Below are 23,226 nucleotides of genomic sequence, written 5' to 3'. Positions count from 1 at the left end.
AACCCATTCAAATGTTTTGGAAAAAAAGACCTTTGGGCGGAACGTCAAGTTGACACGTTTAGAACCCTTTCGCAATATGGATTTTTACCCTGTCCCTTGAACCAGGGAGCTTCCGTTGGCCAAGCGCTTTTCGATTTTCACCTACGGCTGCCAGATGAACCGCTACGACACCGAAACCATCACCGGCCATCTGGAGCGGGAGGGCTACGAGCGGTCGGAGAATTTCGAGACGGCCGACCTCATCCTGCTCAACACGTGCTCCATCCGGGAGCGGGCCGAGCAGAAGGTTTTCAGCCAGCTCGGCCGCCTGAGCCGTCTCAAGAAGGAGAAGCCGGGCCTCAAGATCGCCGTCTGCGGCTGCTTCGCCACCCGGGAAGGGGAGGGGATCGCGAAGCGCCAGCCGGCCGTGGACCTGGTGTTCGGCACCCAGAACATCGCGGAACTCCCCCGCCTGCTCGGCCGGATGACGGAAGGCCGCGTCGTGGACGTGGCCCCCGTGGAGCCAGATTTCACGGAAGTCGCCCCCATCCGGAGGGAGGGGGATCTGAGCGCCTGGGTGAGCATCGCCCGGGGCTGCGACAACTTCTGCACCTTCTGCGTGGTTCCCTACACGCGCGGCCCGGAGTGGAGCAAGCCGAGCCCGCTCATCGTCGAGGAGGTGGAGAAGGCCGTCGCGGAGGGCTTCAGGGAGGTCACCCTGCTCGGCCAGAACGTCAACTCCTATGGCCGGAAGACGCCGGGCGGGCTGACCTTCGGAGGCCTCCTGCGGCGCTTGGACGAGGTGGGGGGCCTCCTCCGCGTCCGCTTCATGACCTCCCACCCCAAGGACTGCGACTTGGACATGGTGGCGGCCATGGGGGAGTGCGCGAAAGTCTGCGAGCACCTTCACCTGCCCTTCCAGGCGGGCTCGAACGAGGTGCTCCGCCGCATGGAGAGGGGCTATACGGGGGAGGAATACCTGGCGAAGGTGGATTTATTCCGCAAGCACGTGCCGGGTGGGGTGCTTACCTCGGACGTAATCGTGGGATTTCCCGGGGAGACGGACCGGGATTTTGAAAAGACGCTTGAAATTCTTCACCGGGCGCGCTTTGACAGCATTTTTATGTTTAAATACTCACCGAGGCCCGGGACGCCGGCCGCCGCCATGCCAGGCCGGGTGCCCGAGGAGGCCATGGCCGAGCGCTTCGAGGAGGCCCTCCGCCTCCAGCGCCGGATGACCGAGGACCTTCACCGGGAGCTCGAGGGCCAGGTGCTCGAGGTCATGGTGGAGGGCGCCTGGGAGGGCGCCTCGCCCTGCCAGGGCTGCCAGGAGGACAGGGGGGTCGCGGGATTCTCGGGTCGCAGCCGGGGCAATCACAGGGTACAATTCATCGTGGATGGTCCGGCGCCCCGGCCGGGCGACCTGGTGGACGTGAAGGTTCTGCGGGGCGGTTTGCACGCCCTGGGCGGAATTTGGCCGCCTGATTCGGTACTGATGGAGGATTCAGGCCCATGATCGAAATGAAGGTCAAAGGTCTCACACTCGACCCTCTGACCAACGTACCGATCGTCATCCTCCGGGAGACGGAGGGTGAGCGGGCCCTCCCCATCTGGGTCGGGATTTTCGAGGCCCACGCGATCGCGCGAGAGATCGAGAACTTCCAGACCCCCCGGCCCATGACCCACGATCTGATCCGCAACCTCATCAGCGGGATCAAGGGCAAGGTGAGCCGGATTGTGGTGAACGATCTGAAGGACAATACGTTCTATGCGGAGATCTACCTCACCCTCAACGGTTCGGAGATCGTGATCGATTCCCGGCCGTCGGACGCCATCGCCATCGCCCTCCGGACGAAGGCCCCCATCTTCGTCGTCGAAAAGGTGCTGGAAGAGGCCAAGAGCATCGAGTTCAACGAGGCCGAGGCGAAGGAAGCGGAGGGCGGCGGGAAGGAAGGCGAGAAGGAAGGCGCCGAGGAAAAGATGCAGGAGAATCCCGAGGACGTGAAGCGCTGGCTCGAGAATCTCAAGCCCGAGGACTTCATGAAGTTCGAGAACTGATCCCGCCCCCACCCCCGCCCGGCCACCGGGCGCGGAGTTCAGGCCCTTGCTCCTCTACCTTCTGCGCCACGGCGAGACGGATTGGAATGTCCAGCGCCGCATCCAGGGCGTCTCGGGAACCCCGCTGAACGAGAGAGGACGCCTCCAGGCCAGGGCGCTGGCCGAGCTCGTGCGCGGAAAGCTCATCACGGCGGTCTACAGCAGCCATCTCACCCGGGCCCGCCAGACGGCCGAGGTGATCGCCGCTTCCCTGGGCCTCGATGTGCGGCTGGAACCCCGCCTGGCGGAGCTGAATCAGGGCGAGCTGGAGGGGCTCACCACCGAGGAGATCGACGCGCGGTTCAACGGCTTCATGGACGACTGGCGCAGCAACCCGGCCCGCCTGCGGATGCCCGGAGGGGAAACCCTGGCCGAACTCCAGGAGCGCGCCTGGGCCGCTCTGGAAGACATGCTCCTCGCCCATCCCCACGACACTGTCGCCGCCGTCAGCCACAACCTGGCCATCACGGCCATCCTGTGCCGAGCACTGGGGATCGATCTGAACGCCTTCCGCCGCATCCGCCAGTTCAACGCCGCTCACAATCTCGTCGAGCATTCCCCCACGCGCGGCTGGAACGTCGTCACCATGAACGGGCTGGCGCATCTGAAGGGCATCACGAACACGGAGGGGAGCCCGTACCTCTGAGGCCATAGCGCGCGGCCGTGGCGATCGGCGGGCGAAGGATGGACCGATTTACTCGACGTCTTCGCGCTTGCCTTCCGACACCCGGCGGTAGTAGCGGTGGATATCGTCGACCAGGCGGTCGATCTCGCTCTTTGGTTTTTTCGGCCGGGCGGCCTTGAAGCGGTAGAGAAGATAGAAGGCAAGAAATCCCAGAAAGAACCCGAGGGCCATGCCGTCGAGGAGTGTCTGGTAGTTGCGCATGGGCGGGCTCCTCAAGACTCCTGAATTAAAGTGTATTCCCGGCCCCGATGGGTGTCAATAAACTCCTTTTCCGCCGGGCGAAGAGGCCGAAAGGACCATGGCAGAACCGCGAAAATACACGCTCAGGCGGCCCCCCCGCTCGCTTTCCGGGCGCATCGATTACGCTGCCGAGCTCAACCCCCAGCAGCTGGAGGTGGTCCTGGCCGGGGAGGGTCCCCTGCTCGTCATCGCGGGCGCGGGGAGCGGAAAAACCCGCACCGTCACCTACCGGCTGGCCCGCCTGATCGAGGAAGGCGTCCATCCGGAGGCCATCCTCCTCGTCACCTTCACGAACAAGGCGGCGCGGGAGATGCTCCACCGGGCCGCCACCCTCATCCAGAGCGACGTGCGGCGGGTCTGGGGAGGCACCTTTCACCACGTGGGGAACCTCATCCTCCGGGAGCACGGGCGCTTCATCGGCTTCCCTCCGAACTTCACCATCCTCGACCGCGAGGACGCCGCCGACTTGGCCCACGAGTGCATCAAGCTCGCGGGCATCGACCCGAAGGAGAAGCACTTTCCCAAGGGGAACGTCCTGGAGTCCATCTTCGCCTTCGCCGCTGACACTGACCGGACGGTGGCGGACGCAGTGCTGGAAAAAACCCCATACCTAGCCGACCGGATCGGGGACATCGAACGCGTGGCCGAGCGCTTCGCCCAGCGGAAGCGAGATGTCAATGCCATGGACTTCTCGGACCTCCTGGCCTTCACCCGGGGGCTTCTGTCCGAGCGCGAGGAGGTGAGGCGCAGCTACCGGGAGCGCTTCCGCTACATCCTGGTGGACGAATACCAGGACACGAACAAGGTGCAGGCCGAGATCGTGGACCTCATCGCCGGGCCGCGCGGCAACCTGGCCGTGGTGGGGGACGACGCCCAGAGCATCTACAGCTTCCGGGGGGCGCACTTCGAGAACATTATCAGCTTCCCCGAGCGCCACCCGGGCACCCGGCTCTTCCGCCTGGAGACGAACTACCGCAGCACCGAGTCCATCCTCGCCCTGGCCAACGCCTCCATCGCCCGGAACAAGCGCCAGTTCGAGAAGCACCTGCGGACCACCCGGGGCCCGGGCACCCTTCCGGCCCTGATTCCCGCCCGGGACGTGCTCCAGCAGGCCGATTTCGTGGCCCAGCGCATCCTCGCGCTGCAAGACGAGGGTACCCCCCTCTCCGAGATGGCCGTCCTCTACCGGGCCCACTACCATTCGATGGAGCTCCAGATGGAGCTCACCCGGCGGGGGATTCCGTTCGAGATCCGCAGCGGTCTGCGCTTCTTCGAGCAGCGCCATATCAAGGACGTCACCGCCTTCCTCCGCCTGGTCAGCTCCCCGGCGGACGAGCTGGCCTGGAAGCGGGCCCTGCGCCTCCTGCCCAAGGTGGGGGCCGCCACCGCCGACCGCATCTGGGACCACCTCCGGGTCCAGAAGGACCCCGTCCGCTGGCTGTGGGAGCAGGGGGCCGGCATCGTCCCCAAGGGAGCCCGCCCCGCCTTCGAGGATTTCCGCGCCCTCATCGCCGACTTGGCCGGACTCAACCGCCCGCCCGAGGCGGCGGCCGTGCCGCCGACCGAGATGATCATGCTGGTCCTCGACCGCTTCTACGAAGGCTTCGCCGAGGCCACCTTCGACAATGCCCCGGCCCGCGCCGAGGATATCCGCCAGCTCGCCGAGTTCGCCATGCAGTACGACACGGCCGAGCGCTTCCTCTCGGAGCTCGCCCTGATGGGCACCGTGGCGGCCGAGACGGCGGGGCCGGGCGACGAGGGGCCCGAGGAGAAGGTTGTGCTAAGCTCCGTCCACCAGGCGAAGGGACTGGAGTGGAAGGTGGTGTTCCTCATCTGGCTGACGGACAGCCGCTTCCCGAACCCCCGGGCGCTCTCGGACCCGGAGGGGGAGGAGGAGGAGAGGCGGCTGTTCTACGTGGCCGTTACCCGGGCCAAGGACGAGCTCCACCTCTGCCAGCCCATGACCGAGAGCGACACCGTCCGCATGCGGTCCTTCTCCCGGCTCTCGCGCTACGTGGCCGAGCTCCCGGAGGGGGCCTACGAGCGCTGGTCGCTGGAGGAGGAGCCTTCGGGGGCGGGCGGGGCGCCCGCGCCGGAGGGCCGGGAAGCCGGGCGGGTGAGGCAAGCCGACCCGGACGACCCGGCCGGCCTGCGCTACGAGTACGAGGAGGAGTTCTGACATCCGCTCCCCTTCCGGCGCGCCGCCGGGGTGGGGAGCAAGCCATCGGCACCCGCCGGAGGGGCGGGGGCCTCACCGAGGAGACAGGGACCGGATGAACTACATCAAGCTCGACGCGGCCGGAATGGACAGGCGCCAGGTGTACCGCCTCATGGTCGGTTCCATCGTCCCCCGGCCCATCGCCTGGGTGAGCTCCATCAGCAGGGAGGGCGTCCCCAACCTCGCCCCCTTCAGCTTCTTCACCTGCGTCTCCCATTATCCGCCCATGGTTTCCATCTCGGTGGGGGCGCGGGACGGGGGCTACAAGCACACCACCCGCAACATCCTCGAGACCCGGGGCTACGTCGTCCACGCCGTCAGCAACGGCCTGGAGGAGCAAATGAACGTCTGCTCCGGCGACTTCCCGCCCGAGGTCAGCGAGTTCGACGAGGCGGGGCTCACCCCCATCCCCGCCGACCTCGTGCCCGCCCCCCGCATCGCCGAGGCCCCCCTCGCCATGGAGTGCACGCTCCATACCATGCTCTCCCTGGGGGAGCCCGAGCACGTCACCCACCTCGTCATCGGGGAGATCCTGCGCTGGCACGTGAGGGAGGACCTGGTGGAGCAGGGGAAGTACATCGATCCGGTCAGGCTCCAGCCCGTGGGGCGGCTGGCCGGGAACAACTACTGCCGCACCCAGGACGTCTTCTTCATGCAGCGGCCCGACCGCAAGCCCGGGCAGCTGGCGCCGAAATAGGGGAAGGCGGACCGCCAGGGCGCGCCGCCTGTAGGGGCGTATTGCAATACGCCCCTGCGTTTTTCTCCCTCCCCCTCCGGGGGAGGGCTGGGGTGGGGGAGATGCCCGCTGGCAGCCTTCCCTCCCCCCAACCCCCTCCCGGAGGGAGGGGGAAAATCTTCCTCCCCTGCGTTTTATACGCGTCGTGTGTTCGTTTCCCCCTATCCCGCCGGATGGCTGTCCAGGAACCCGAACACCTCCCGCAGCAGCCCCTCCGTGTTGTCCCACACCGGGAAGTGCCCCGAGCCCTTGAGGATGCAGAGGGTGCAGTCGGGGATGTTCTTCCGGTAGGCCTCGGCGTAGGCCATGGGGCCGGGGTCGTTCTCCCCGTAGCCCACCCAGGTCGGCGCCGAGATCTTGTGGAGCCTCCCGCTCAGGTCGGGCATGTTGAAGAGGGCCGCTCCCGTGTCGGAGTAGGTCTGGGGCGTGTTGCGGAGGAAGCTCTTCCGGTACTCCTTCTCGTTCTCCCCGGTGATCATCGCCGCCGGGATGAGGCCGCGGAACTCCGGGTGCTCGAACACCGCCTCCATCCCCTTCGCCAGCGCCAGGTCGTGGAGCGCCCGGAAGTGCTCCCGGTAGGCCCCCTTCGGCGCCCCGCACGAGGAGGAGAGGAGCATCAGCCGCTTCAGGCGGTCGCTGTGGCCGATGCCGAAGAGGGTGGCCGTCCGGCCCCCCATGCTGTGACCCAGGAGGTCGATCCGGTCGAGCTTCAAGGCGTCGATGAAGGCCAGCAGGTCGTCCGAGAACATCTGGATGGAGTAGGGGCCCCCCGGCTTGTCCGAGTCCCCGTGCCCGCGCTTGTCCCAGGCGTAGACCGTGAACCTCTCCGCCAGCCGGCCTATGACCGGCTTGAAGGCGAACCCCCCGCAGTTCTGGAAGCCGTGGGAGAGCACCAGCGGCGGCCCGTTCCCCTTCACCACGTAGTTGAAGCTGATCCCGTTCGCCTTCACCCTCGGCACGGACGGCCCCTCCCTTGGATGGCTGGAAAAGTCCCGGATGGGCCGAATCTAGCATGATCCCGCCAAACCGTCGTAGGGGCGGCCCCCCGTGGCCGCCCCTCAGAAGGGGCAGGCACTGGGGCCTGCCCCTACGGCCCGCCTCACGCCTATAGGCGCGGGTCCGAAACCCGCCCCCGCGGAACCGGGCAAGCGGTGAATCTTCGGGACGTTAACAAAATGTAACCTCAGCCACTCCCGCCGCCCGGCCCCTTGGTCTATAATCCCCCCTTCCCGGTCCAGAGGACCCCATGGCCGCCGAGCCGGAAGACAAGCGCAGGCACCCCCGCCGCCAGCTCCCCGTCTACGTCGAGGCCCCCGCCTGGGAGCACGCCCCCATCGAGGGCAGGGACATCTCGGCCGGGGGTATCTTCCTCACCGTCCGGGGCCTCCCCGCCCCGCCCCAGCCCGACGCCCGCATCGAGCTCAGCTTCCAGGTCGCCGGCGAGGCCTTTCACAAGTGCTCCGCCCGCATCGCCTGGGTCCAGCCCACCCGGGGCGGCACCTGGGGCATCGGCCTCGAGATCGCCATCCCCGAGGGCGACCGCCACCGCCTCGCCCGCAAGCTCGAGGAGCACGCCGCCGGCCCCCGGCCCCTCTGGCACGCCTGAGCCGGAAGATCGCTTTTCGCGTTCATCATCGCCGAATCGCGTTGAAGCTCCCGCACCCCTGCCCCCTCGCGCGCGCGTAAAAAAATGCCTGAATAAGCCTGAATAAGCCTGAATATCCCTGAATAAGCCTGAAAATCCCTGAAACCACCGGAAACCCTCCGCACCTCCCGAATCCGTAGGGGCGAACCTCGTGTTCGCCCGGGCGCAGGGGGCGAATACAAGATTCGCCCCTACGGACCTCATGACGCCGGGCGCACCCCGCCCCGGAGGCCAATGTAGGCCCGGGGCGGGAAAAGCCAGCTACCGCAAATGACGCCATTTTCGCGCACCTTCATGGCACGGCCGGATTCGAGGCCGGGGGAGGGAAGCGGGCGCGGGCGCTCTCTCCTCCTTTCCCGCTCCTTGATCCCTCCGCCCGCCTGGGCGAGGATGGCCCATTCCCGGCCCCCACCTGGAGGAGCGCCCCATGCCCGCCATCCCCAAGACCATGCGCGCCGCGGTCACCCACGGCGCCGGCGACGTGAAGATCGAGGAAATCCCCGTCCCCGCCTACGAACCCGATCAGGTGCTCGTGAAGGTGGCCGCCTGCGGGGTCTGCGGCACCGACCTCCACATCCTGGACGGCCACATGGCCCCCATGTGGCCCCCCTACTACCCCTTCATCCAGGGCCACGAGTGGTGCGGCACCGTCGCCGCCGTGGGGAGCGCCTGCAAGACGGATCTCAAGCCCGGCGACCGCGTCATCATGGAGCCCACCATCGGCTGCGGCCGCTGCCAGAACTGCCGCCAGGGCAGCTACCACCTCTGCCTCGAGACCGGGAGGAAGGGGGGCGGCTACAAGCTCCTCGGCCACACCGCGGACGGCGCCTTCAGCGAGTACGGCGCCGCGCCCCCCATCCAGCTCCACAAGATGCCGGACGCGATGACCTGGGAGCAGGCCGTCATCACCAACCAGGTGGTCATCGCGCTGCACGCCCTCGACCGGGGGCGGCTCGAGCCCGCCGACCGGGTGGCCGTCCTGGGCCCGGGGCTCCTGGGCCTCTCCGTCCTCCAGCTCGCCCGGGCCTGCGGGGCGTCGCGCACCTACGTCACCGGCCGGGGCTACCGCCTGGCGCTGGCCCGGGAGCTGGGCGCGGACGTGGTGATCGACATCACGAAGGAGGACCCCGTGAAGATCGTCATGGCCGACACCGGAGGCCGGGGGGTGGACCTCGCCATCGAGTGCGCGGGGCCGCCCGAGTCCATGCGCCAGGCCGTCGCCTTGGCCCGGCGCGGGGGCCGGGTGGTGCTCGAGGGCATCAACGGGGGCAAGGAGGTGCCCTTCCCGACCGACCGCATCGTGCTCGACGAGATCACCCTCATCGGCAGCCGGGGATCGCCGAACTGCTACCCGCGCGCCATCCGGCTCATCATGGACGGCCACGTGGACGCCAAGAAGATGCTCACCCACACCTTCCCCCTCGCCGACTTCCACGAGGCCGTCCGCATGTTCAAGGCCCGCGAGGACGGCGTGATGCGGGTCATGATCACGCCGTAGGGGAGGGGAGAGAACGGCGGCGGGTTTCATCGGTAGGGGCGGGTTTCAAACCCGCCCCTACGGACAAGGGGGCCACGACCGTACCTGTAGGGGCGAACCCCTGTGTTCGCCCGGGTCGCGGCGGGGGGCGATCACAAGGATCGCCCCTACAGATGCGTCCCGCTCCCGTTTCCTCCCGTCGACAGGGAGCCGGGGGGCCGTCTAGAATCATCCTGAATTTCCCCACCGGGCGCGGAGGCGGCGGCATGGCCGAAGACAGCATCCTGGCCCAGGACCCGAAGCTGGCCGAGGCCGTCCGCCGCCTCGCCGAGGCCTACCGGCCCGAGCGCATCTACCTCTTCGGCTCCAAGGCCCGGGGGGAGGAGGGGCCCGACAGCGACTACGACCTCCTCCTCGTCGTGCCCGACGACGCCCCGCCCGAGCGGCGGGAGAGCCGCCTGGCCTACACCGCCCTGCGCGGCACGGGCACCGCGGCGGACGTGCTCGTCTGCACCCGGAAATGGTTCGACGAGAGGCGCCATCTGAAGGCGTCCCTGCCGGGCACCATCCTGCGCGAGGGGCGGCTGCTCCATGCCGCCTGACCCGGCGAGGGGTGCCGCTGCCCAGGCTTAGCCCAATTTCGGACGGAAGCAATGAGAATCCTTGAATCGAGAATGTTGCCATGGGTTCTATGCGGGATATTGACCCTTATCATTTTTATGCTCTGGTTATCGCGAGGGGCCAATGCGTCAGACGCTCTTTCGATTGTATCACTGGGCATTTCAATCCTTGCATTTGTAGGGGCTATCTATTTCTTCGCCAAAGGGATCGAACTGCAATCCAATGCCACAGATGCACTTGCAGAAATCAGGGAAAGATCTGCCTCCATTCAACGTCAAGTGGATAGTATGTTTGGGGGGACTTTAACTTTAGATGCCGCACGAGGCTTCAGAGAGTTGTTGCAGGCACCAGCGACACCTAAAGAACAAGAAAAAGCACTTGAAGCGTCGCCCAAGAAAGCAACTGGTGAAAGTGTTGCAACACAGGAAAACGCCGACACCATCGCAAAAATACTTAAGTATTTTACGTTCAAGGGAATGCGTTTGTCTGACAAGGACGATGCTAATGTTCAGGCACTATTGAAGATGGGTGGCGGCTATTTCCATATTTTTGACGGGGCAGGAAAGATTTGTTTCTTCGCCTGGTTTGTTGATCTGGCTCTGGAAGAAATGGCGTTTCGAGTGAAATACGTATTCAATGGCGTTGAGACAGCCTACTACAACTTGGAAAACAATCCCGAGCATCCTCAGCGAGAATTCGTATCCCGTCTCCTCTCATACATTTCAATGACTGTTCTCTTGCCCGAAGGTTATGACACCAACTCACTAGAGTCGCGCATTACTCCAATGCAATCCGCAAAGCATCCGATTCCTGTTGCCTTGATCAAAGCGTCTGATTTGTCGAAAGTTGCGTAAAATTATTACGTGGCATTTCTTCTGGATCGCCTCATCCCTCTCCCGATGCTATCCTTTTATCACTTGACCTGACTTTTTCACCCATTCAGCGAGGACTCACGCATGGTTCAGCACTACTTCAGCCCCAAGGAGATGGAGAAGAACCTGGCCGGGCGGGGCTACTCCTCGGCCGAGGGGGCCTGGGTGACGGGCCAGAAGATCATCTTCGGCGAGATCCACATGCCGGCCGGCACGCACGCCGACGCGCACAGCCACCCGAACGAGCAGTTCGGCTACTGCGTGCGCGGCTCGAGCCGGATGAACATCGAGGGGGAGGAGTGGGTGGTGAGCCCGGGCGACATCGCCTACCGGCCGCCCAACGCGGTCCACTCCTCCACCATCGGGCCGGAGGAGTACGTCTTCATCGTGGCGAAGGACACCTCGCACGGCATCCAGGGCAAGAAGGTGTCGGAGGCGCCCCCGGCCGGGCGGGCGAAGAAGGCCAAGTACTTCTACCGCACCGCCGAGATGCGGGAGGGGATGGCCGGGGAGTCCTACTCCTCGGCGCGGGGGGCCTGGGTGACGGGGGAGCGCATCATCTTCGGCAAGATCATGATGCCCAAGGGCACGGGGGCGGAGCCCCACACCCACCCGAACGAGCAGTTCGTCTACGTGATGCAGGGCCGCTGCCGGATGGACGTGGAGGGGGACGCGCGCGAGTGCGGGCCGGGGGACATCATCCACATCCCGGCGGACGCGGTGCACTCGGCCAAAATCCTCGGGGGCGAGGACTACGTCTTCATCACGGCCAAGGACACGGCCTGGGGCATCGAGGGGAAGCGGGTGGGGTAGGGGGCGCCCCCCCACCGTTGGCGCATCCCGCAGGGGCGTTGCATGTGACGCCCTACACAGGCCCCGCGCCGGTGACCATTCCGTAGGGGCGGTTCGCGAACCGCCCCTGCATTTTTCCCCCTCTCCCTCTGGGAGAGGGCTGGGGTGAGGGAATGCCGGGGAGGCGCCTCCCCCGCCCCGGCCCTCCCCCGGAGGGGGAGGGAGTGGCCGCGGCATCGGGCGCCATCCGCAGGGGTGAGGCCGGTTTCCATTCGTAGGGGCGAGGCAGCTGCCTCCGGCGTGGCCTTCGACGAAGCCGGGTGCCTCGCCCCTACGGGTTTGGGAATTCGCCTTCATGCCGAAATCGGCGGCGGCGTCTCGCAGATTGGTGCCATCCTGAGCTCTGCGCTTGCGCTCAGGACAGGCTCCGCGAAGGATATCGGCGTTGCTTTCCAAACCGATATTCTTCGCTTCACTTCGTTCCTCTCAGAATGACATCTTTTGCGTTTTTCGGGGGGCGACGGGGCGTCCCTATATTTTTCCCCTACGGGTTCGGCTTCAGCCAGGAGATGACGTCCTCGGCGTTCCGGTCGGGGGGGAAGACGGGGTAGAAGACCTTCTCGATCCAGCCCTCCCGGGCGATGAGGGTGGCGCGCTTCAAGAGGATCATGCCCTCGATCTCGAAGGTGGGCAGCCTCAGCGCGCGCTGGAAGGCGAGCATCTTGTCGCTCAGCAGCTCGAAGGGGAGGCGGAGGCGCCGGGCGGCCTCGCGCTGGTAGAGGGTGTCCTGGGTGGAGAGGCCGAAGAGGGCGGCGTTCAGCTCCCTGAGCTCCTGGTAATGGTCGCGGAAGGCGCACGACTGGGGGGTGCAGCCGCGCGCGCCGGGGATCTCGTCCCAGCCCGTGGGGGGCTCGCGGTCCGGGTGCCCGGTGCGCGGATAGACGTAGACGACGGTGCGGCCGGGCATCTCGGCGAGGTTCACGGCGCGGCCCCCGGTCGTGGGGAGATAGAGGGAAGGGAGGGACATTCCCGGTACGTGCCGGCAGGCGCCGTCGTCCACGGGGATGGGGAGGCCGGGGGGAACGTGCATGATGTCGTCGCTGCGGGCCATCGGCGGATTCTCCATTTAGTTCAAGCCATCACTTGAGCTGGAGCGCATAAACGGGTGCTCGTGCCGCGGATGCGTGGCAGTATAAAAGTTCCCGCCCAAAAGTCTAGACAGCAAAGCCCCCGGCGCCTAGGTTGAGTAGTGGCGCCGTGTTGGCCCGAGATGGGCCGCTTCCCTTTATTGCCGCCCAATCCCCCTCATCTTCGCGAAATTTTCGGAAAGCGCGCCCGCACGCGCGCTTCCGGCCCCGCAGGGAGGTTCCCATGTTCACCGTCACCGAATCGGCCGCCGCGTATCTTTCGGAAAAGCTCTCCGAGGCGCAGGCCCCCGAGGAGATGGGCGCGCGGTTCGTCCTGGAGAACCAAGCCGTCTCGATCCAGATCGACCGGCCGGGCCCCGGCGACACCACCTACCAGCACGGCGAGCGCACGGTGGCCGTGCTCGATCAGGAGGTCGCCATCCAGCTCGCGGGCATGACGCTCGACGTGTCCGAGACCCCGGAGGGGCCGAAGCTGGCCCTCATCCCGGGCGGCGAGGAAGGCGAGTTGGAGGAGGAAGACGAGTCCGACGGCCGCCGGGGCCGGGGGCTCGACTAGGCGTGGGGGGCAAGGGCGTGGAAGTCAAGAACGTCATTTAGGCATCCGGCACAGGGAGGGCAGAGCGCAACGCCCGTCTCTCTCTCCCTCTGGGAGAGGGTTTCACGACCAGATCATTGCCCCCGCTTCTCCCGGCGCCTGACCGGGAGGGCCGGGGGGCGTTCTCTTGGCTTGGGGCGTCAGATCCGCTTGTAGCGGCCGATGAGGGTGATGGCGACGATGCCCGCCACCGTGTGGCAGACGGGGGTGAGGGTCATGCGGATCGGTATTTTCCGCCCGCTCTTGTGGAGGCGCAGGCAGTCCCGCTGGGCCACGCCGCCCTTCAGCAGCACGCGCAGGGCCTCGGGCTCGAGGCCCCGCATCCAGCGCCTGCGCTCCTCGGGCACGCCGAGGAGGTCCAGGAAGACGCGCCCGAGGGCCTCCTTTTCGGCGTAGCCGAAGAGGCGGCGCGCCCCCTCGTTCCAGAAGATGATCTCCCGCGCCGGGTCGGTGATGCTCATGGCGCCGCCCTCGGGGTCCAGCACGCTCCGGTAGCGGGTGAGGCACAGGCGCGTCTCCTCGCTCGTCTTCGAGCCTTCGAGGAGGTCGATCGCGAGCCGGCCGAAGCACTCGGCCAGGCGCGTGTCCGTCGGGCGGAACTCCCCCTCTTCTTTCTCCGCGAAATAGAAGTTGCCCCACACCTTCCGGCCGGAGACGAGCGGCACGCCCAGGAAGGCCAGCACCGGTTCCTCCGTCTCGGACTCCGGCACGCGGACGCGCAGGGGCCGCGGGTCGCGGATGAGGTCCTCCAGCAGCTCCCATCCCTCCGGGATCGCGGCCATGATTTCCTCCTCGCCGCCGCCCCCGGCGGCGATGAAGCGGATGAAGGCCGTGCGCCTGGCGTTCAGCAAGCCGAGAGCGCCGTAGCGGGCGCCGAGCAGGATGGTGGCGAGGTCGACGATCTCCTGAAGGAGCGAATGGCTGCTTTTGGATCTCGGGGGCGGGGAGAGCGTTTCGCACGGGCAGGACATGGACGGCTCCAGATGAAGGAGGGATGAGGCGAGGGGGCCGGAACGAAGGCGGCTGAAATCTAAAATTACGTACAGGTAGTATAGCGGCGCGCGCTCCCCAGCCGCACGATCCATTTCACTAAATGGTGGGAAAAAACACCTGCCGCATATTGCATATTGAGATTTCGAGCCGGTGCGATAACGGAAGTTACATTTCGGGGGAGGAAAGGAAGGAGAAAGGAGAGCCCGGCTCGTCTTCTCTCAGAGGCGCTCGTACCGGCCGACGCAGGTGATGGCGACGATGCCCGCCACGCGGTGGAGGATGGGGGAGACGGTCATACGGATGGGAAGCCGCCGCCCGTCCTTGTGAAGGCGGATGCAGTCGGCCTGGGCGGTCATGCCGTTCAAGAGCGTCCGCTGGACGCTGGGATCGAAGCCCCGCCGCCGCTTCTGCCTCTCCTCGGGAGGCACCAGCAGGTGGACGAACGGGCGGCCGAGGGTCTCCCGCTCGGTGAAGCCGAAGAGGCGCCGGGCCCCGCGGTTCCAGAAGATGATCTCGCGGGAGGGATCCGTGATGCAGACGGCGCCGGCCTCCTCCAGCGCGCCCTCCAGGAGGCCGATGTAGCGGGAGGCCTCTCCCCTCGGCAGGGCGCCTTGCAGGTAATCCGCGGCGATCCGGGCGAGGCATTCGGCGAGGCGCTCGTCCGTGGGGCGGAACTCCGGCTCTCCTTCCTTGTCGGCGAAGTAGAAGTTTCCCCAGTGCTTTTTCCCCGAGAGGAGCGGCACCCCGAGGAAGGAGCGGGCGGGGGCTCTCTTGCCGTCGGCGCCCCTCTCGCGCGGCGCGACCAGCCGGATGGGGCGGGGGTCATCGATGAGGGCGTCCATCAGCCCCCAGCCCCGGGGGAGGGGGCCGACGGCGGAGGATTCCTCCCGCCCGCTCCCGGCCGCGATGAAACACTCGAAGGCGTCCCGCCGCTCGTTCAGCAGGCCCAGGGCGCCGGAGCGGGCGCCGAGGAGGCGGGTCGACAGGTTGACGATCTCCTGGAGAAGATCGCGGTCGTAAGAGGGGTGCTTGCTTCGCAGTGCGGACAAGGCTGCCCTTGAAGAGAGAGAGGCCAAGGCCGCAGGAAGAATCCTGAGGCGCTGGGAGCGCTGGGATTACCATTATGATTATAAGCGCACTCGATTCAGGTTTGTTTCATATTTTCGCGGGATCGCGCGATTTTATCAGCGCTCGCCGCCGGGGGATGCCAATTTCGAATCATCTTGAAACGGACGGCGGGGACGGGAACGCCCGGGAAGATGACAGTCCGGATGTCCGAATGAGCGAGGTGGCGCGCGCCGCTCGCCCCCCCCCGTCCGCCGGCGCTCATATCTTTTGAATGATGTGGACGCTGGTGAGGGCGGTGATGCCGGCCACGTCGTGGCGGATGGGGGTCACGGTCACGATCACGGTGATCCGGGTGTCGTCCTTGCGGAGCCGCTGGGCCTCCAGCTTGACGACCTTGCCCTCCTGCAGCTCCCGCGTCAGGCGGGGCTGGTTCACCCGTCTCCACGCGGCCCGCTCCTCCGGGGGCACGATGATATCCACGAAGCTCCGGCCCAGGACTTCGTCCTCGGTGTAGCCGTAGAGTTGCCGGGCCTCGTCGCTCCAGAAGATGATCTCGCGCGCCTGGCTCGTGATGACGGCGGCGCCCGTCCCGCCCGCCGCCTGGCGCAGGATGTCGAGGGAGCGCCGCATCCTCGGCCGGGGTTCGACGGCCACGCGCGCGAGGCTCTCGGCCAGGCGCTCGTCCGCGGGCCGGAATTCGGGCGCCGTCGTCTTTTCCGTGAAATAGAGGCCGCCCTGCACCTTGCGGTTCGAGAAGATCGGGACGCCGAGGAAGGAGCGCATCGGAGGGGCGTTCTTGGGAAGGCCGGCGGAGCGGGGGTCCCGGGCGATGTTCCTCACCCGCAGGGGCCGCGGGTCCCGGATGGGGACTCCGAGCAGCCCCCGGCCCTGGGGCAAGGCGCCGATGGCCCTCCGGGTCTCCTCGGGGATGCCGGCCGTGATGAACTGATCGAAACCCTCCCCCCGCCCGCTCAGCAGGGCCAGGGCGCCGTAGCGGGCCTTCAGGAGGCGGGTGCCCAGCTGGATGAGATCCTGGAGCGGCCCCCCCTCCGGGCCCTTGCCGTTGCCGTCGTCGGGCGCTTTCATGGGTCCTTCTCTCGCGCGGATCGCGTCCCCGGAACGGGACGCTCCAAATTTTCCGGTGTTAATTTATTGTAAGCGAGCGCGGGGGAAAATTCTACCGCGCGGAGCATGCAGGCGCCGACAGGGGCGCCCCCGGATAGGGCGGGGAGAAGAAGTTGATTGGGCGGGAGCGCATCGCCCATGCGCCCCTGCGCGGCAACCCCCCCCATCCCCCCCTTATTCAAGGGGGGGATGGGGGGGGGTCGAGATTTCGGCTCTGAGGCGGGATAGGGTGAATGCGAGCTCACCCCTGTGCCGGGCGGCCGAACGCCGTGGAGCCGATCGGCCTCATTTTCGTGATGGTCGTGGCGGTCCGGACCCCGGCGGCGTCGTGAATGACGGGGGAGAGGACCATCCGGACGTGGATGCGCCGGCCGTCCTTGTGCAGGCGCGTCCCCTCGCAGTGGACCTGCTTTCCGTCCAGGAGGTCCTGCGCGACGCGCCGGAGGAAGTTCCGCTTCCATTCCCCGGCCTCCTCCGGGGGGATGAGGACCTCCTCGACCCGCCGGCCGAGGACCTCCCTCTCGGTGTAGCCGAAGAGGGCCCGCGCCTTGCGGTTCCACAGGATGAACTCCCGCCTCGGGTCCACGATGGTCACCGCGGCCGTGCGCTCGTCCAGGGCGCTGCGGAAGAGGGCCAGGCACTTCTGGATCTCCTCGGGGGCCGAGATGCCCATCGCCGCCTCGGAGGCCCAGCGGGCGAAGCTCTGGAGCAGGCGGATGTCCGTGGGCGGGAACTCCGGCCAGCCGATCTTTTCGGTGAAGTAGAGGTTGCCGCACACCTTGCCCCGGCAGACGAGCGGCACGCCGAGGAAGGAGTTGAGGCGGGGGTGGCTCTCGGTCATCCCGGTGGTTTCGAGGGTTTCGGTGGCCGCCGCCCGCAGGGGCCTGGGGTCGCGGATGAGGACGCCCGCGAGGCCGCGCCCGTCCGGGATAGGGTAGACCGCCCCGGCGGCCGTTTCTTTCATGCCGGAGGTGATGAACCGGGAGAACCCGCGCCCGTCGCGGCGCAGGAGGCCGAGGGCGCCGTAGCGCGCGCCGACCAGCCTTCGGCCCAGGTCGATGATCTGCTGGAGGAGCTCCTCGTTCGTGATCTGCTGTCGTTCGGTTCCCGTATGGCGCATTCCAGGCACTTCCACCGCGGGTGGTTCCACGACGGCGGCTTATCCAGGAAATACCTTAGCCGCGATATGGGGTGTTTTGCAAGAGGATTTTCAAAGGAAGATGTTAAATAATAGGAGGTAACTCATTGAATGTAAATGAAACGTTACCCAGGCGTACCCGGGGCCTTTCGGTGGGGCACTAGGCGGGCGTTTGGCAGCGAACCGGTTTGCATAAATGGGCCTCCGCCGCCAGTACCCCTCACCCCGGCCCTCTCCCAGAGGGAGAGGGAGAGATGCCCATTCACCGGTTTTCGCGGCCTCTGCGCCCCTCTCCCCGTCTTTTCGGGTCCCCGAACCGGCCTGCCGGTTCGGGAGGGGGGAGAGGGGCGGGGGGTGAGGGAATGGCCGCGTTCGAGATGACGGCAGAATCGCCCGACTGACCCACTACCGGGTGTCCCCCCGCGCGGCCTCAGAAGAGGTCCGACCCCGGGACGGGGTTCTGGATATCCTCCGGCCGGGCCCGGCGGTACTTGTAGACCCGGGTGACGGCCATGATCCCGGCCACCTCGTGGCGGATGGGGGACATCACCACCCGCACCCGGATGCGCTCGCCGCTCTTGTGGAGGCGGAAGGCCTCGAAGGGGGCGTCCCTGCCCTCCTGCAGCCGGAGCATAAGGCCCGGCTGGATGTGCTTTCGCCAGTATTCGCGCCCTTCCATGGGCACGTTGAGGTCCGGGAGGCGCCGGCCCAGGGCCTCTTCCGCCGTGAAGCCGAAAAGCTCCTCCGCTCCCTTGTTCCAGTAGAGGACCTCCCGGACGGGGGCCGGAGTGGTGATGACGGAAGCCCCGGGCTCGAGGACCCCCCGGAAGAGCTCGAGCGAGCGCAGGATCTCGGTCCGGGGCGCCACGTCCTCCAGGATGTCCGCGGCCAGGCGCGAGAGGCTCTCGGCCACGCGCTCGTCCGCCAGCCGGAAGCCCGGCCCGGCCTTCTTCTCGGCGAAGCAGAGGGTCCCGCGCACCTTGCCGCGGGAGGTGATGGGCATCCCGAGGAAGGAGCCCACCGGCGGCAGGCGGCCGGGCAATCCCAGCGAGGCGGGGTCCTCGGCGGCGTCATTGAGCCGCAGCGGTCTCGGATCGCGGATGAGGAGGCTCAGGATGCCCCGGCCCCGGGGATCGGGGGGCGGGGAGGGGAGGGCGCCGTCCGTCCCCGCGGCGAGGAAGTGCTCGAAGGCCGTTCCCGGCTCGTCCAGCAGCGCCAGGGACGCGAAGCGGGCGCTCAGCAGGCGGATGCCGAGGTCCAGCGCCTGCTGCAGGAGGTCCAGGAGAGAGCGCGGTCTGAGCATGTGCCGTTCTCGATGCGTTCTCGGGCGGGATGATTCTAGCGGAACCCCGGGCGAGATTCTATCGCGGGGGCGGAAAACCCACGGCCTTCCCCTTTTGTAGGGGCGTATCGCGATACGCCCCTACAGCCGTGGCCGGCGGCGGCATGCGCCCCGCGGACGCATCGGCGGCCCCGCGCGGGAGGCGGGCCGGCGCGCTCTACATCGCCTGCGGCGAATTCTTCAGGGGCGCGCCGTTATCATGGACCACCCTGGCGATCTTGTACACGCCGGTGACCGCCATGATGCCGGCCGAGCCGTGCCGGATGGGGGAGAGAGTCACGGTGACGGCGAGCCGGTGGCCGTCCTTGTGGAAGCGGGTGGTCTCGTAGCGCACCGTCCGCCCGGCGCGGAGGTCGCGCGTGTGGTCGTGCACGTAGCGCCGCCGCCACTCCACCTGCTCCTCGGGGGGCACGAGCAGCTCCTCAATGCGGCGGCCCAGGGCGTCCTCCCTGGGGATGCCGAACATCTCCTCGGCCCCCGCGTTCCACAGGATGATCTCGCGCGCGGGGTTCGTGATGATGACGGCCCCGGTTTCGGTCAGCGCGGTCCGGAAGGCGTCCAGGTCCCGCCGGAGGCCTTCTTCCACGGACATGGGGTTCTCGATGGCCTGGACGGCGAGGCGGGCGAAGTTCTCCGCCAGGCGCTCGTCGGCCGCGCTGAACTCGGGGGCGCCCTCCTTCTCGGTGAAGTAGAAGTTCCCGTACACCCCCCCGTGCGACTGGAAGAAGAGGGGCACCCCGAGGAAGGAGTTCATCGGGGGGTGGTTGCCGGGAAAGCCCACGGAGCGGGCGTCGGCGTGCAGGTTGGCCAGGCGCAGGGGCCGGGGGTCCCGGATGAGGGCCCCCAGGATGCCCTTGCCCGTCGGGAGACTGCCGATTCGGGTTCGGGATTCCTCGTCTATCCCCGCCGTGATGAAGCGCTCCAGGCCGTCCCCGCGCGGGTTCAGCACCCCCAGGGCGCCGTAGCGGGCGCCCACGAGCCGGGCGCCCAGCTCGACAATTTCCTCCAGCAGTTTCGTCTCGGGCATTTGCCTTCCTTATCAGGCGGAATCCGGCCTGTGCCAAAGTTAACCTGGAACTTTAAACCATATTCGGACTTCCGGCAATGTGAAATGAGTTATGCCGACGCACGGAACCGTGAGGCATGAACGGGCGGGGGAAGCGGCGGAGCGGATCCGGACTCCCGGGCCAGGGGTTGGACATTGCCTGTCAAGATGAGACCTGCCGGCTCCCCCGGTCAAGTAAGGAAAACACCTGAGCGCTCGCGGGACGGCGCGGTCAAAATGGAGAGATTCCCTCATATTTCCCGATGACCGTGATGGCGGCGATCCCGCCCCGGACCTGGATGACGGGGGAAAGCAGGGCGCCGACCCGGACCCGCCGGCCGTCCTTGTGCAGGCGCGGGGCTTCGTAGCGGACCTCCTTGCCGTCCATGAACTCGCGCAGGACGCGGGGGATGAAGCTTTTCCTCCACACCGCGAACTCCTCCGGCGGGACCAGCACCTCCTCGAAACGCCGTCCCAGCGCCTCCTCCTCCGCATGGCCGAAGAGGCGGCGGGCCGCCGGGTTCCAGAAGACGATCCGCCGGGACGGGTCGGTGATGAGGCAGGCCAGGTCCGTCTCCAGGGCTTCCCGGAATATATCGAGAAAGCGCCCCGTCTCCTCCGGGCCCGCCAGCCCCTCGATCAGCTCGGCCGCCAGGTTCGCGAAGTTCTGCATCAGGGGGATGTCCGTCGCCCGGAACTGGGCGGCGCCAATCTTCTCCGCGAAGTAGAGGCCCCCGAGCACCCGTTTCTCCGCCAGGACGGGGAGGGCGAGGAGATTGCTCACCGGCAGGCGGTTCTCGGGCAGCGCGCCGGCCCCCGGATTGCGCAGGATGTCCCTGGTCCGCAAGGGCCGGGAATCCAGGATGGGCGCGGCCAGCAGCCCCCGGTCCGCGGGGACGAAGGGGACGGCGGTCCGCATCTCCTTGCTGATGCCGCGGGTGAGGAAGCGGGAGAAGGCGTCGCCCCGTTCGTTCAGCACGCCGAGGGCGCCGTAGCGGGCCCCGGCCAGCCGTGTCCCCACGTCCACCAGCTCTTGCAGGGAATCGGCGCCCCGGAAATTGGGACGGGGTGTTTTCTCGGGAGTAGGCATTGGTGTTGCCGGAACAGGCGTCGACACAGCATTTCCCTCGAATGTCAGTATCCGATACCCGGGCGGTTCTGGCAAGGAAGGGCCTCCAGGGCGCGGCCCGACATGGCGGGCCGCGGGCCGCGCGGCGCCCCGGGATAGGAGGACGGACCGGAACGCGAGGGCCTTCGGCCGGGGAGGCGGAGGAAGAATTTCTTACCCGGGGGGCGGCGTCACGCCGCCTCGTTCCCGTCCTTCTTCGTGACCTTGAGCGTCCCGGTGACCGCCATGATCCCCGCTTCGCCGTGGCGGATGGGGGAGAAGGTCACGCTCACGTGGATTTCCCGGCCGTTCTTGTGGAGGGGCGTCCCATTGTACTGAACCGTCTTCCCGGCCCGAAGGTCCCGGACGTGCTCGTTCAGATACCGGTTCAGCCAGGCTTCCCGCCGCTCCGGCGGAATGAGCAGCTCTTCGAGGCGCCGGCCCAGGGCCTCCTCTCGCGTATAGCCGTAGAGGTCCCGCGCCCCCTCGTTCCACACGATGATCTCGCGCCCCGGGTTCACGATGATGACGGCCCCGGGATCCGCAGCCGCGCTCCGGAAGGTTTCCAGGTCCCGCCGGATGCCCGCGTGGGCCGCCGGGTGCTGGATGGCCCGGACGGCGAGGCGGGCGAAGTTCTCCGCCATGCGCTCGTCCGCCGGGCTGAACTCCTCCGCTCCCTCCTTCTCGGTGAAGTAGAAGTTCCCGCACGCCTTCCCCTCGGACAGGAGCGGCACGCCCAGGAAGGAGCGCATCGGCGGGTGGCCCGGCGGGAAGCCCGCCGAGCGGGGGTCGAGGCCCAGGTCCTTGAGCCGCAGGGGGCGGGGCTCCCGGATGAGGGCGCCCAGGATGCCCAGGCCGCGGGGCGGGGCGCCGATGGCGGCGCGGGTCTCCGCCTCCATCCCGGCCGTGACGAACGTCTGGACCGCGCCGCCCCGCTCGTTCAGCACCGCGAGGGCGCCGTAGCGGGCGCCCACCAGCCGGGTGCCCAGTTCCACGATCTCTTCCAGGATGTGGGTGTCGGGCATGGGGCCAAAGGTTTCCTTGAGGATTGCGGCGGCCAAACGCCCGAATTTTACCGCAGGGGCGGGGAAAGGTGAAACCGAAAGAGTGGTTGACCTGTTTTTCGGCGAAAAGTTCAGGCGGGGAAAGGGGAGGCTTGCGTGCGTGTGATATTCAGCCATGGGTCCGTTGGGGCGGCCCCCTGTGGCCGCCCGGGGCAGGCACGGGGGCCTGCCCCTACGATTCCGCGAAGGTGTCATCCTGAGCCCTTCGCTTGCGCTCAGGCCAGGCTCCGCGAAGGATATCGGTTTTAAACCGGGATTCTTTCGCGCCTTCGTTCCGCTCGGAATGACATCCTTGAGAATCCGCGGGCACGCCTGGCGAAGGTCACTCTTTCTTGAACTTGTAGACGCCCACGATGGTCTTGACCCCGGCCATCTCGTGGAGGATGGGGCTGAGGGTGATGCGGACCGGGAGCCGCCGGCCGCTCTTGTGGAGGCGGGTGACGTTGGCCCGGTACACCTTGCCTTCGCTCAGTTCCCGCATGAGGTGGGGCTCGAACTGCCTCCGCCACCGCTCCCGGTCCTCGGGAGGCACAAGGAGGTCCACGAACCTCCGTCCCAGGGCCTCGTCGGCGGTGAAGCCGAAGAGCGCCCGGGCTCCTCCGCTCCACCGGATGATCTCGCGGCCCGGGCCCATGATGACGACGGCCTCGCCCTCTCCGTCCACGCCGTCCCGGAGATATTTGAGGGAGCGCTGGACCGCCGTATGGCCCATCTTGCCGTCGAGGATTTCCGCCGCCAGCCGGGCCAGGCATTCGGCCAGGCGCTCGTCCTCCGGCCGGAACTCCGGGAGGCTTTCCTTGCCGGTGAAGTAGAGGCCCCCGCGCACCTTCCAGCCGGCCCGGATCGGGACCCCGAGGAAGGACCGCATCCGGGGATGGTGAGGGGGAAAGCCCACGGCGCGGGGGTCTTGCCCGATGTCCGGCACGCGCAGGGGGCGGGGATCGCGGAGGATGACGCCCATGAGGCCCACCCCCAGGGGGTTGGCCCCGATGGCCAGGCGGGACTTGAGGTCGATGCCCGCGGTGAGGAAGTCGGCGAAGGCCTCCCCCAGCCCGGTCAGCACCCCCAGGGCGCCGTAGCGCGATTCCACCACGCGGACGCCCAGATCCACGAGCTCCTGCAGGAGGACCTTCGTCTGGGGCAAGGCCGCACAAGCCTCACGGGGATTGGACCAAAAGACTCAAATTAGACTCATGCAGATCCCCACCAATATACTCTATTTCTAAAAAGAAAAAAAT

At 67.2% G+C, this 23,226-nt stretch carries 24 protein-coding genes; 12 read left to right on the top strand and 12 right to left on the bottom strand.

What is annotated here, in order from left to right; all coding sequences use genetic code 11:
• Positions 1–115: 115 nt before the first annotated feature.
• From miaB to HYZ11_16400, 3 genes are read left to right on the top strand one after another with little or no spacing between them, the layout of a single operon-like run.
• Complete coding sequence (miaB, locus tag HYZ11_16410; protein ID MBI3129191.1) at positions 116–1,495, top strand: tRNA (N6-isopentenyl adenosine(37)-C2)-methylthiotransferase MiaB; 1,380 nt, start codon at positions 116–118, stop codon at positions 1,493–1,495.
• Positions 1,492–2,037, top strand: a complete 546-nt coding sequence (locus tag HYZ11_16405) for a bifunctional nuclease family protein (protein ID MBI3129190.1) — start codon at positions 1,492–1,494, stop codon at positions 2,035–2,037. The genes miaB and HYZ11_16405 overlap by 4 nt, the downstream gene beginning before the upstream one ends.
• Before the next feature lie 46 nt (positions 2,038–2,083).
• Positions 2,084–2,722, top strand: a complete 639-nt coding sequence (locus HYZ11_16400; GenBank protein MBI3129189.1) for a histidine phosphatase family protein — start codon at positions 2,084–2,086, stop codon at positions 2,720–2,722.
• A 48-nt stretch (positions 2,723–2,770) separates the two neighbouring features.
• On the opposite strand, the gene HYZ11_16395 is transcribed toward HYZ11_16400, so the two are convergent.
• Positions 2,771–2,962, bottom strand: a complete 192-nt coding sequence (locus HYZ11_16395; GenBank protein MBI3129188.1) for a hypothetical protein — start codon at positions 2,960–2,962, stop codon at positions 2,771–2,773.
• A 97-nt stretch (positions 2,963–3,059) separates the two neighbouring features.
• Here HYZ11_16395 and HYZ11_16390 point away from each other — a divergent pair, with 97 nt between their 5' ends.
• Together HYZ11_16390 and HYZ11_16385 are read left to right on the top strand one after the other, a co-directional pair.
• Positions 3,060–5,180: an ATP-dependent helicase gene (locus HYZ11_16390; protein ID MBI3129187.1), complete on the top strand. Its 2,121-nt coding sequence runs from the start codon at positions 3,060–3,062 to the stop codon at positions 5,178–5,180.
• Positions 5,181–5,274: 94 nt separating this feature from the next.
• Positions 5,275–5,916 carry a flavin reductase family protein gene (locus HYZ11_16385; protein ID MBI3129186.1) on the top strand — a complete coding sequence of 214 codons (642 nt, stop codon included), beginning with the start codon at positions 5,275–5,277 and terminating at the stop codon, positions 5,914–5,916.
• Between the two features lie 200 nt (positions 5,917–6,116).
• Here the strand turns inward: HYZ11_16385 and HYZ11_16380 are convergent, their stop codons facing one another.
• Positions 6,117–6,914, bottom strand: a complete 798-nt coding sequence (locus HYZ11_16380) for an alpha/beta fold hydrolase (protein MBI3129185.1) — start codon at positions 6,912–6,914, stop codon at positions 6,117–6,119.
• Positions 6,915–7,201: 287 nt separating this feature from the next.
• On the opposite strand from HYZ11_16380, the gene HYZ11_16375 reads away from it, so the two are divergent.
• The 6 genes from HYZ11_16375 (at position 7,202) to HYZ11_16350 (ending at position 11,857) form a co-directional block, all read left to right on the top strand.
• Positions 7,202–7,561 carry a PilZ domain-containing protein gene (locus HYZ11_16375; GenBank protein ID MBI3129184.1) on the top strand — a complete coding sequence of 120 codons (360 nt, stop codon included), beginning with the start codon at positions 7,202–7,204 and terminating at the stop codon, positions 7,559–7,561.
• A 466-nt stretch (positions 7,562–8,027) separates the two neighbouring features.
• Positions 8,028–9,098 carry an alcohol dehydrogenase catalytic domain-containing protein gene (locus HYZ11_16370; protein ID MBI3129183.1) on the top strand — a complete coding sequence of 357 codons (1,071 nt, stop codon included), beginning with the start codon at positions 8,028–8,030 and terminating at the stop codon, positions 9,096–9,098.
• A 245-nt stretch (positions 9,099–9,343) separates the two neighbouring features.
• The gene (locus HYZ11_16365) at positions 9,344–9,679 is read left to right on the top strand and encodes a nucleotidyltransferase domain-containing protein (protein MBI3129182.1); all 336 of its coding nucleotides are present in this window, start codon (positions 9,344–9,346) and stop codon (positions 9,677–9,679) included.
• Positions 9,680–9,730: 51 nt separating this feature from the next.
• Positions 9,731–10,552 carry a hypothetical protein gene (locus HYZ11_16360; protein ID MBI3129181.1) on the top strand — a complete coding sequence of 274 codons (822 nt, stop codon included), beginning with the start codon at positions 9,731–9,733 and terminating at the stop codon, positions 10,550–10,552.
• Between the two features lie 102 nt (positions 10,553–10,654).
• A complete protein-coding gene (locus HYZ11_16355) occupies positions 10,655–11,383 on the top strand; it encodes a cupin domain-containing protein (GenBank protein ID MBI3129180.1) in 729 nt (242 codons plus the stop codon).
• Positions 11,384–11,662: 279 nt separating this feature from the next.
• Positions 11,663–11,857 carry a hypothetical protein gene (locus tag HYZ11_16350; GenBank protein ID MBI3129179.1) on the top strand — a complete coding sequence of 65 codons (195 nt, stop codon included), beginning with the start codon at positions 11,663–11,665 and terminating at the stop codon, positions 11,855–11,857.
• Positions 11,858–11,906: 49 nt separating this feature from the next.
• Here the strand turns inward: HYZ11_16350 and HYZ11_16345 are convergent, their stop codons facing one another.
• Positions 11,907–12,473, bottom strand: a complete 567-nt coding sequence (locus tag HYZ11_16345; protein MBI3129178.1) for a peroxiredoxin — start codon at positions 12,471–12,473, stop codon at positions 11,907–11,909.
• 260 nt (positions 12,474–12,733) lie between these two features.
• Between HYZ11_16345 and HYZ11_16340 the strand changes: the two genes are divergently transcribed.
• Positions 12,734–13,066 (top strand): hypothetical protein, encoded by a 333-nt coding sequence (locus HYZ11_16340; GenBank protein ID MBI3129177.1) that lies wholly within the window; start codon positions 12,734–12,736, stop codon positions 13,064–13,066.
• A gap of 179 nt (positions 13,067–13,245) precedes the next feature.
• Here the strand turns inward: HYZ11_16340 and HYZ11_16335 are convergent, their stop codons facing one another.
• The 9 genes from HYZ11_16335 to HYZ11_16295 form a co-directional block, all read right to left on the bottom strand.
• Entirely contained in the window at positions 13,246–14,076 is an 831-nt protein-coding gene (locus HYZ11_16335) for a PAS domain S-box protein (GenBank protein MBI3129176.1), read from the bottom strand.
• A 240-nt stretch (positions 14,077–14,316) separates the two neighbouring features.
• A complete protein-coding gene (locus HYZ11_16330; protein ID MBI3129175.1) occupies positions 14,317–15,147 on the bottom strand; it encodes a PAS domain-containing protein in 831 nt (276 codons plus the stop codon).
• A 277-nt stretch (positions 15,148–15,424) separates the two neighbouring features.
• Complete coding sequence (locus HYZ11_16325) at positions 15,425–16,252, bottom strand: GAF domain-containing protein (GenBank protein MBI3129174.1); 828 nt, start codon at positions 16,250–16,252, stop codon at positions 15,425–15,427.
• Between the two features lie 280 nt (positions 16,253–16,532).
• Positions 16,533–17,411 carry a PAS domain S-box protein gene (locus HYZ11_16320; GenBank protein ID MBI3129173.1) on the bottom strand — a complete coding sequence of 293 codons (879 nt, stop codon included), beginning with the start codon at positions 17,409–17,411 and terminating at the stop codon, positions 16,533–16,535.
• Positions 17,412–17,859: 448 nt separating this feature from the next.
• Positions 17,860–18,732 carry a GAF domain-containing protein gene (locus HYZ11_16315; GenBank protein ID MBI3129172.1) on the bottom strand — a complete coding sequence of 291 codons (873 nt, stop codon included), beginning with the start codon at positions 18,730–18,732 and terminating at the stop codon, positions 17,860–17,862.
• A 196-nt stretch (positions 18,733–18,928) separates the two neighbouring features.
• Positions 18,929–19,798, bottom strand: coding sequence for a GAF domain-containing protein (locus tag HYZ11_16310; protein MBI3129171.1), 870 nt, complete (start codon positions 19,796–19,798; stop codon positions 18,929–18,931).
• Positions 19,799–20,048: 250 nt separating this feature from the next.
• Positions 20,049–20,906, bottom strand: a complete 858-nt coding sequence (locus tag HYZ11_16305) for a PAS domain S-box protein (GenBank protein MBI3129170.1) — start codon at positions 20,904–20,906, stop codon at positions 20,049–20,051.
• 209 nt (positions 20,907–21,115) lie between these two features.
• Positions 21,116–21,949, bottom strand: coding sequence for a GAF domain-containing protein (locus HYZ11_16300; protein MBI3129169.1), 834 nt, complete (start codon positions 21,947–21,949; stop codon positions 21,116–21,118).
• Between the two features lie 361 nt (positions 21,950–22,310).
• On the bottom strand, positions 22,311–23,132 hold the full coding sequence (locus HYZ11_16295) for a GAF domain-containing protein (protein ID MBI3129168.1): 822 nt from the start codon (positions 23,130–23,132) through the stop codon (positions 22,311–22,313).
• Between the last annotated feature and the right edge of the window lie 94 nt (positions 23,133–23,226).

The sequence above is a fragment of the Candidatus Tectomicrobia bacterium genome (genome assembly GCA_016192135.1).
Taxonomy (GTDB): domain Bacteria; phylum UBA8248; class UBA8248; order UBA8248; family UBA8248; genus 2-12-FULL-69-37.
Note: the sequence above shows the minus strand (reverse complement) of the source record. Positions and strands in the feature narration are given on the sequence as shown.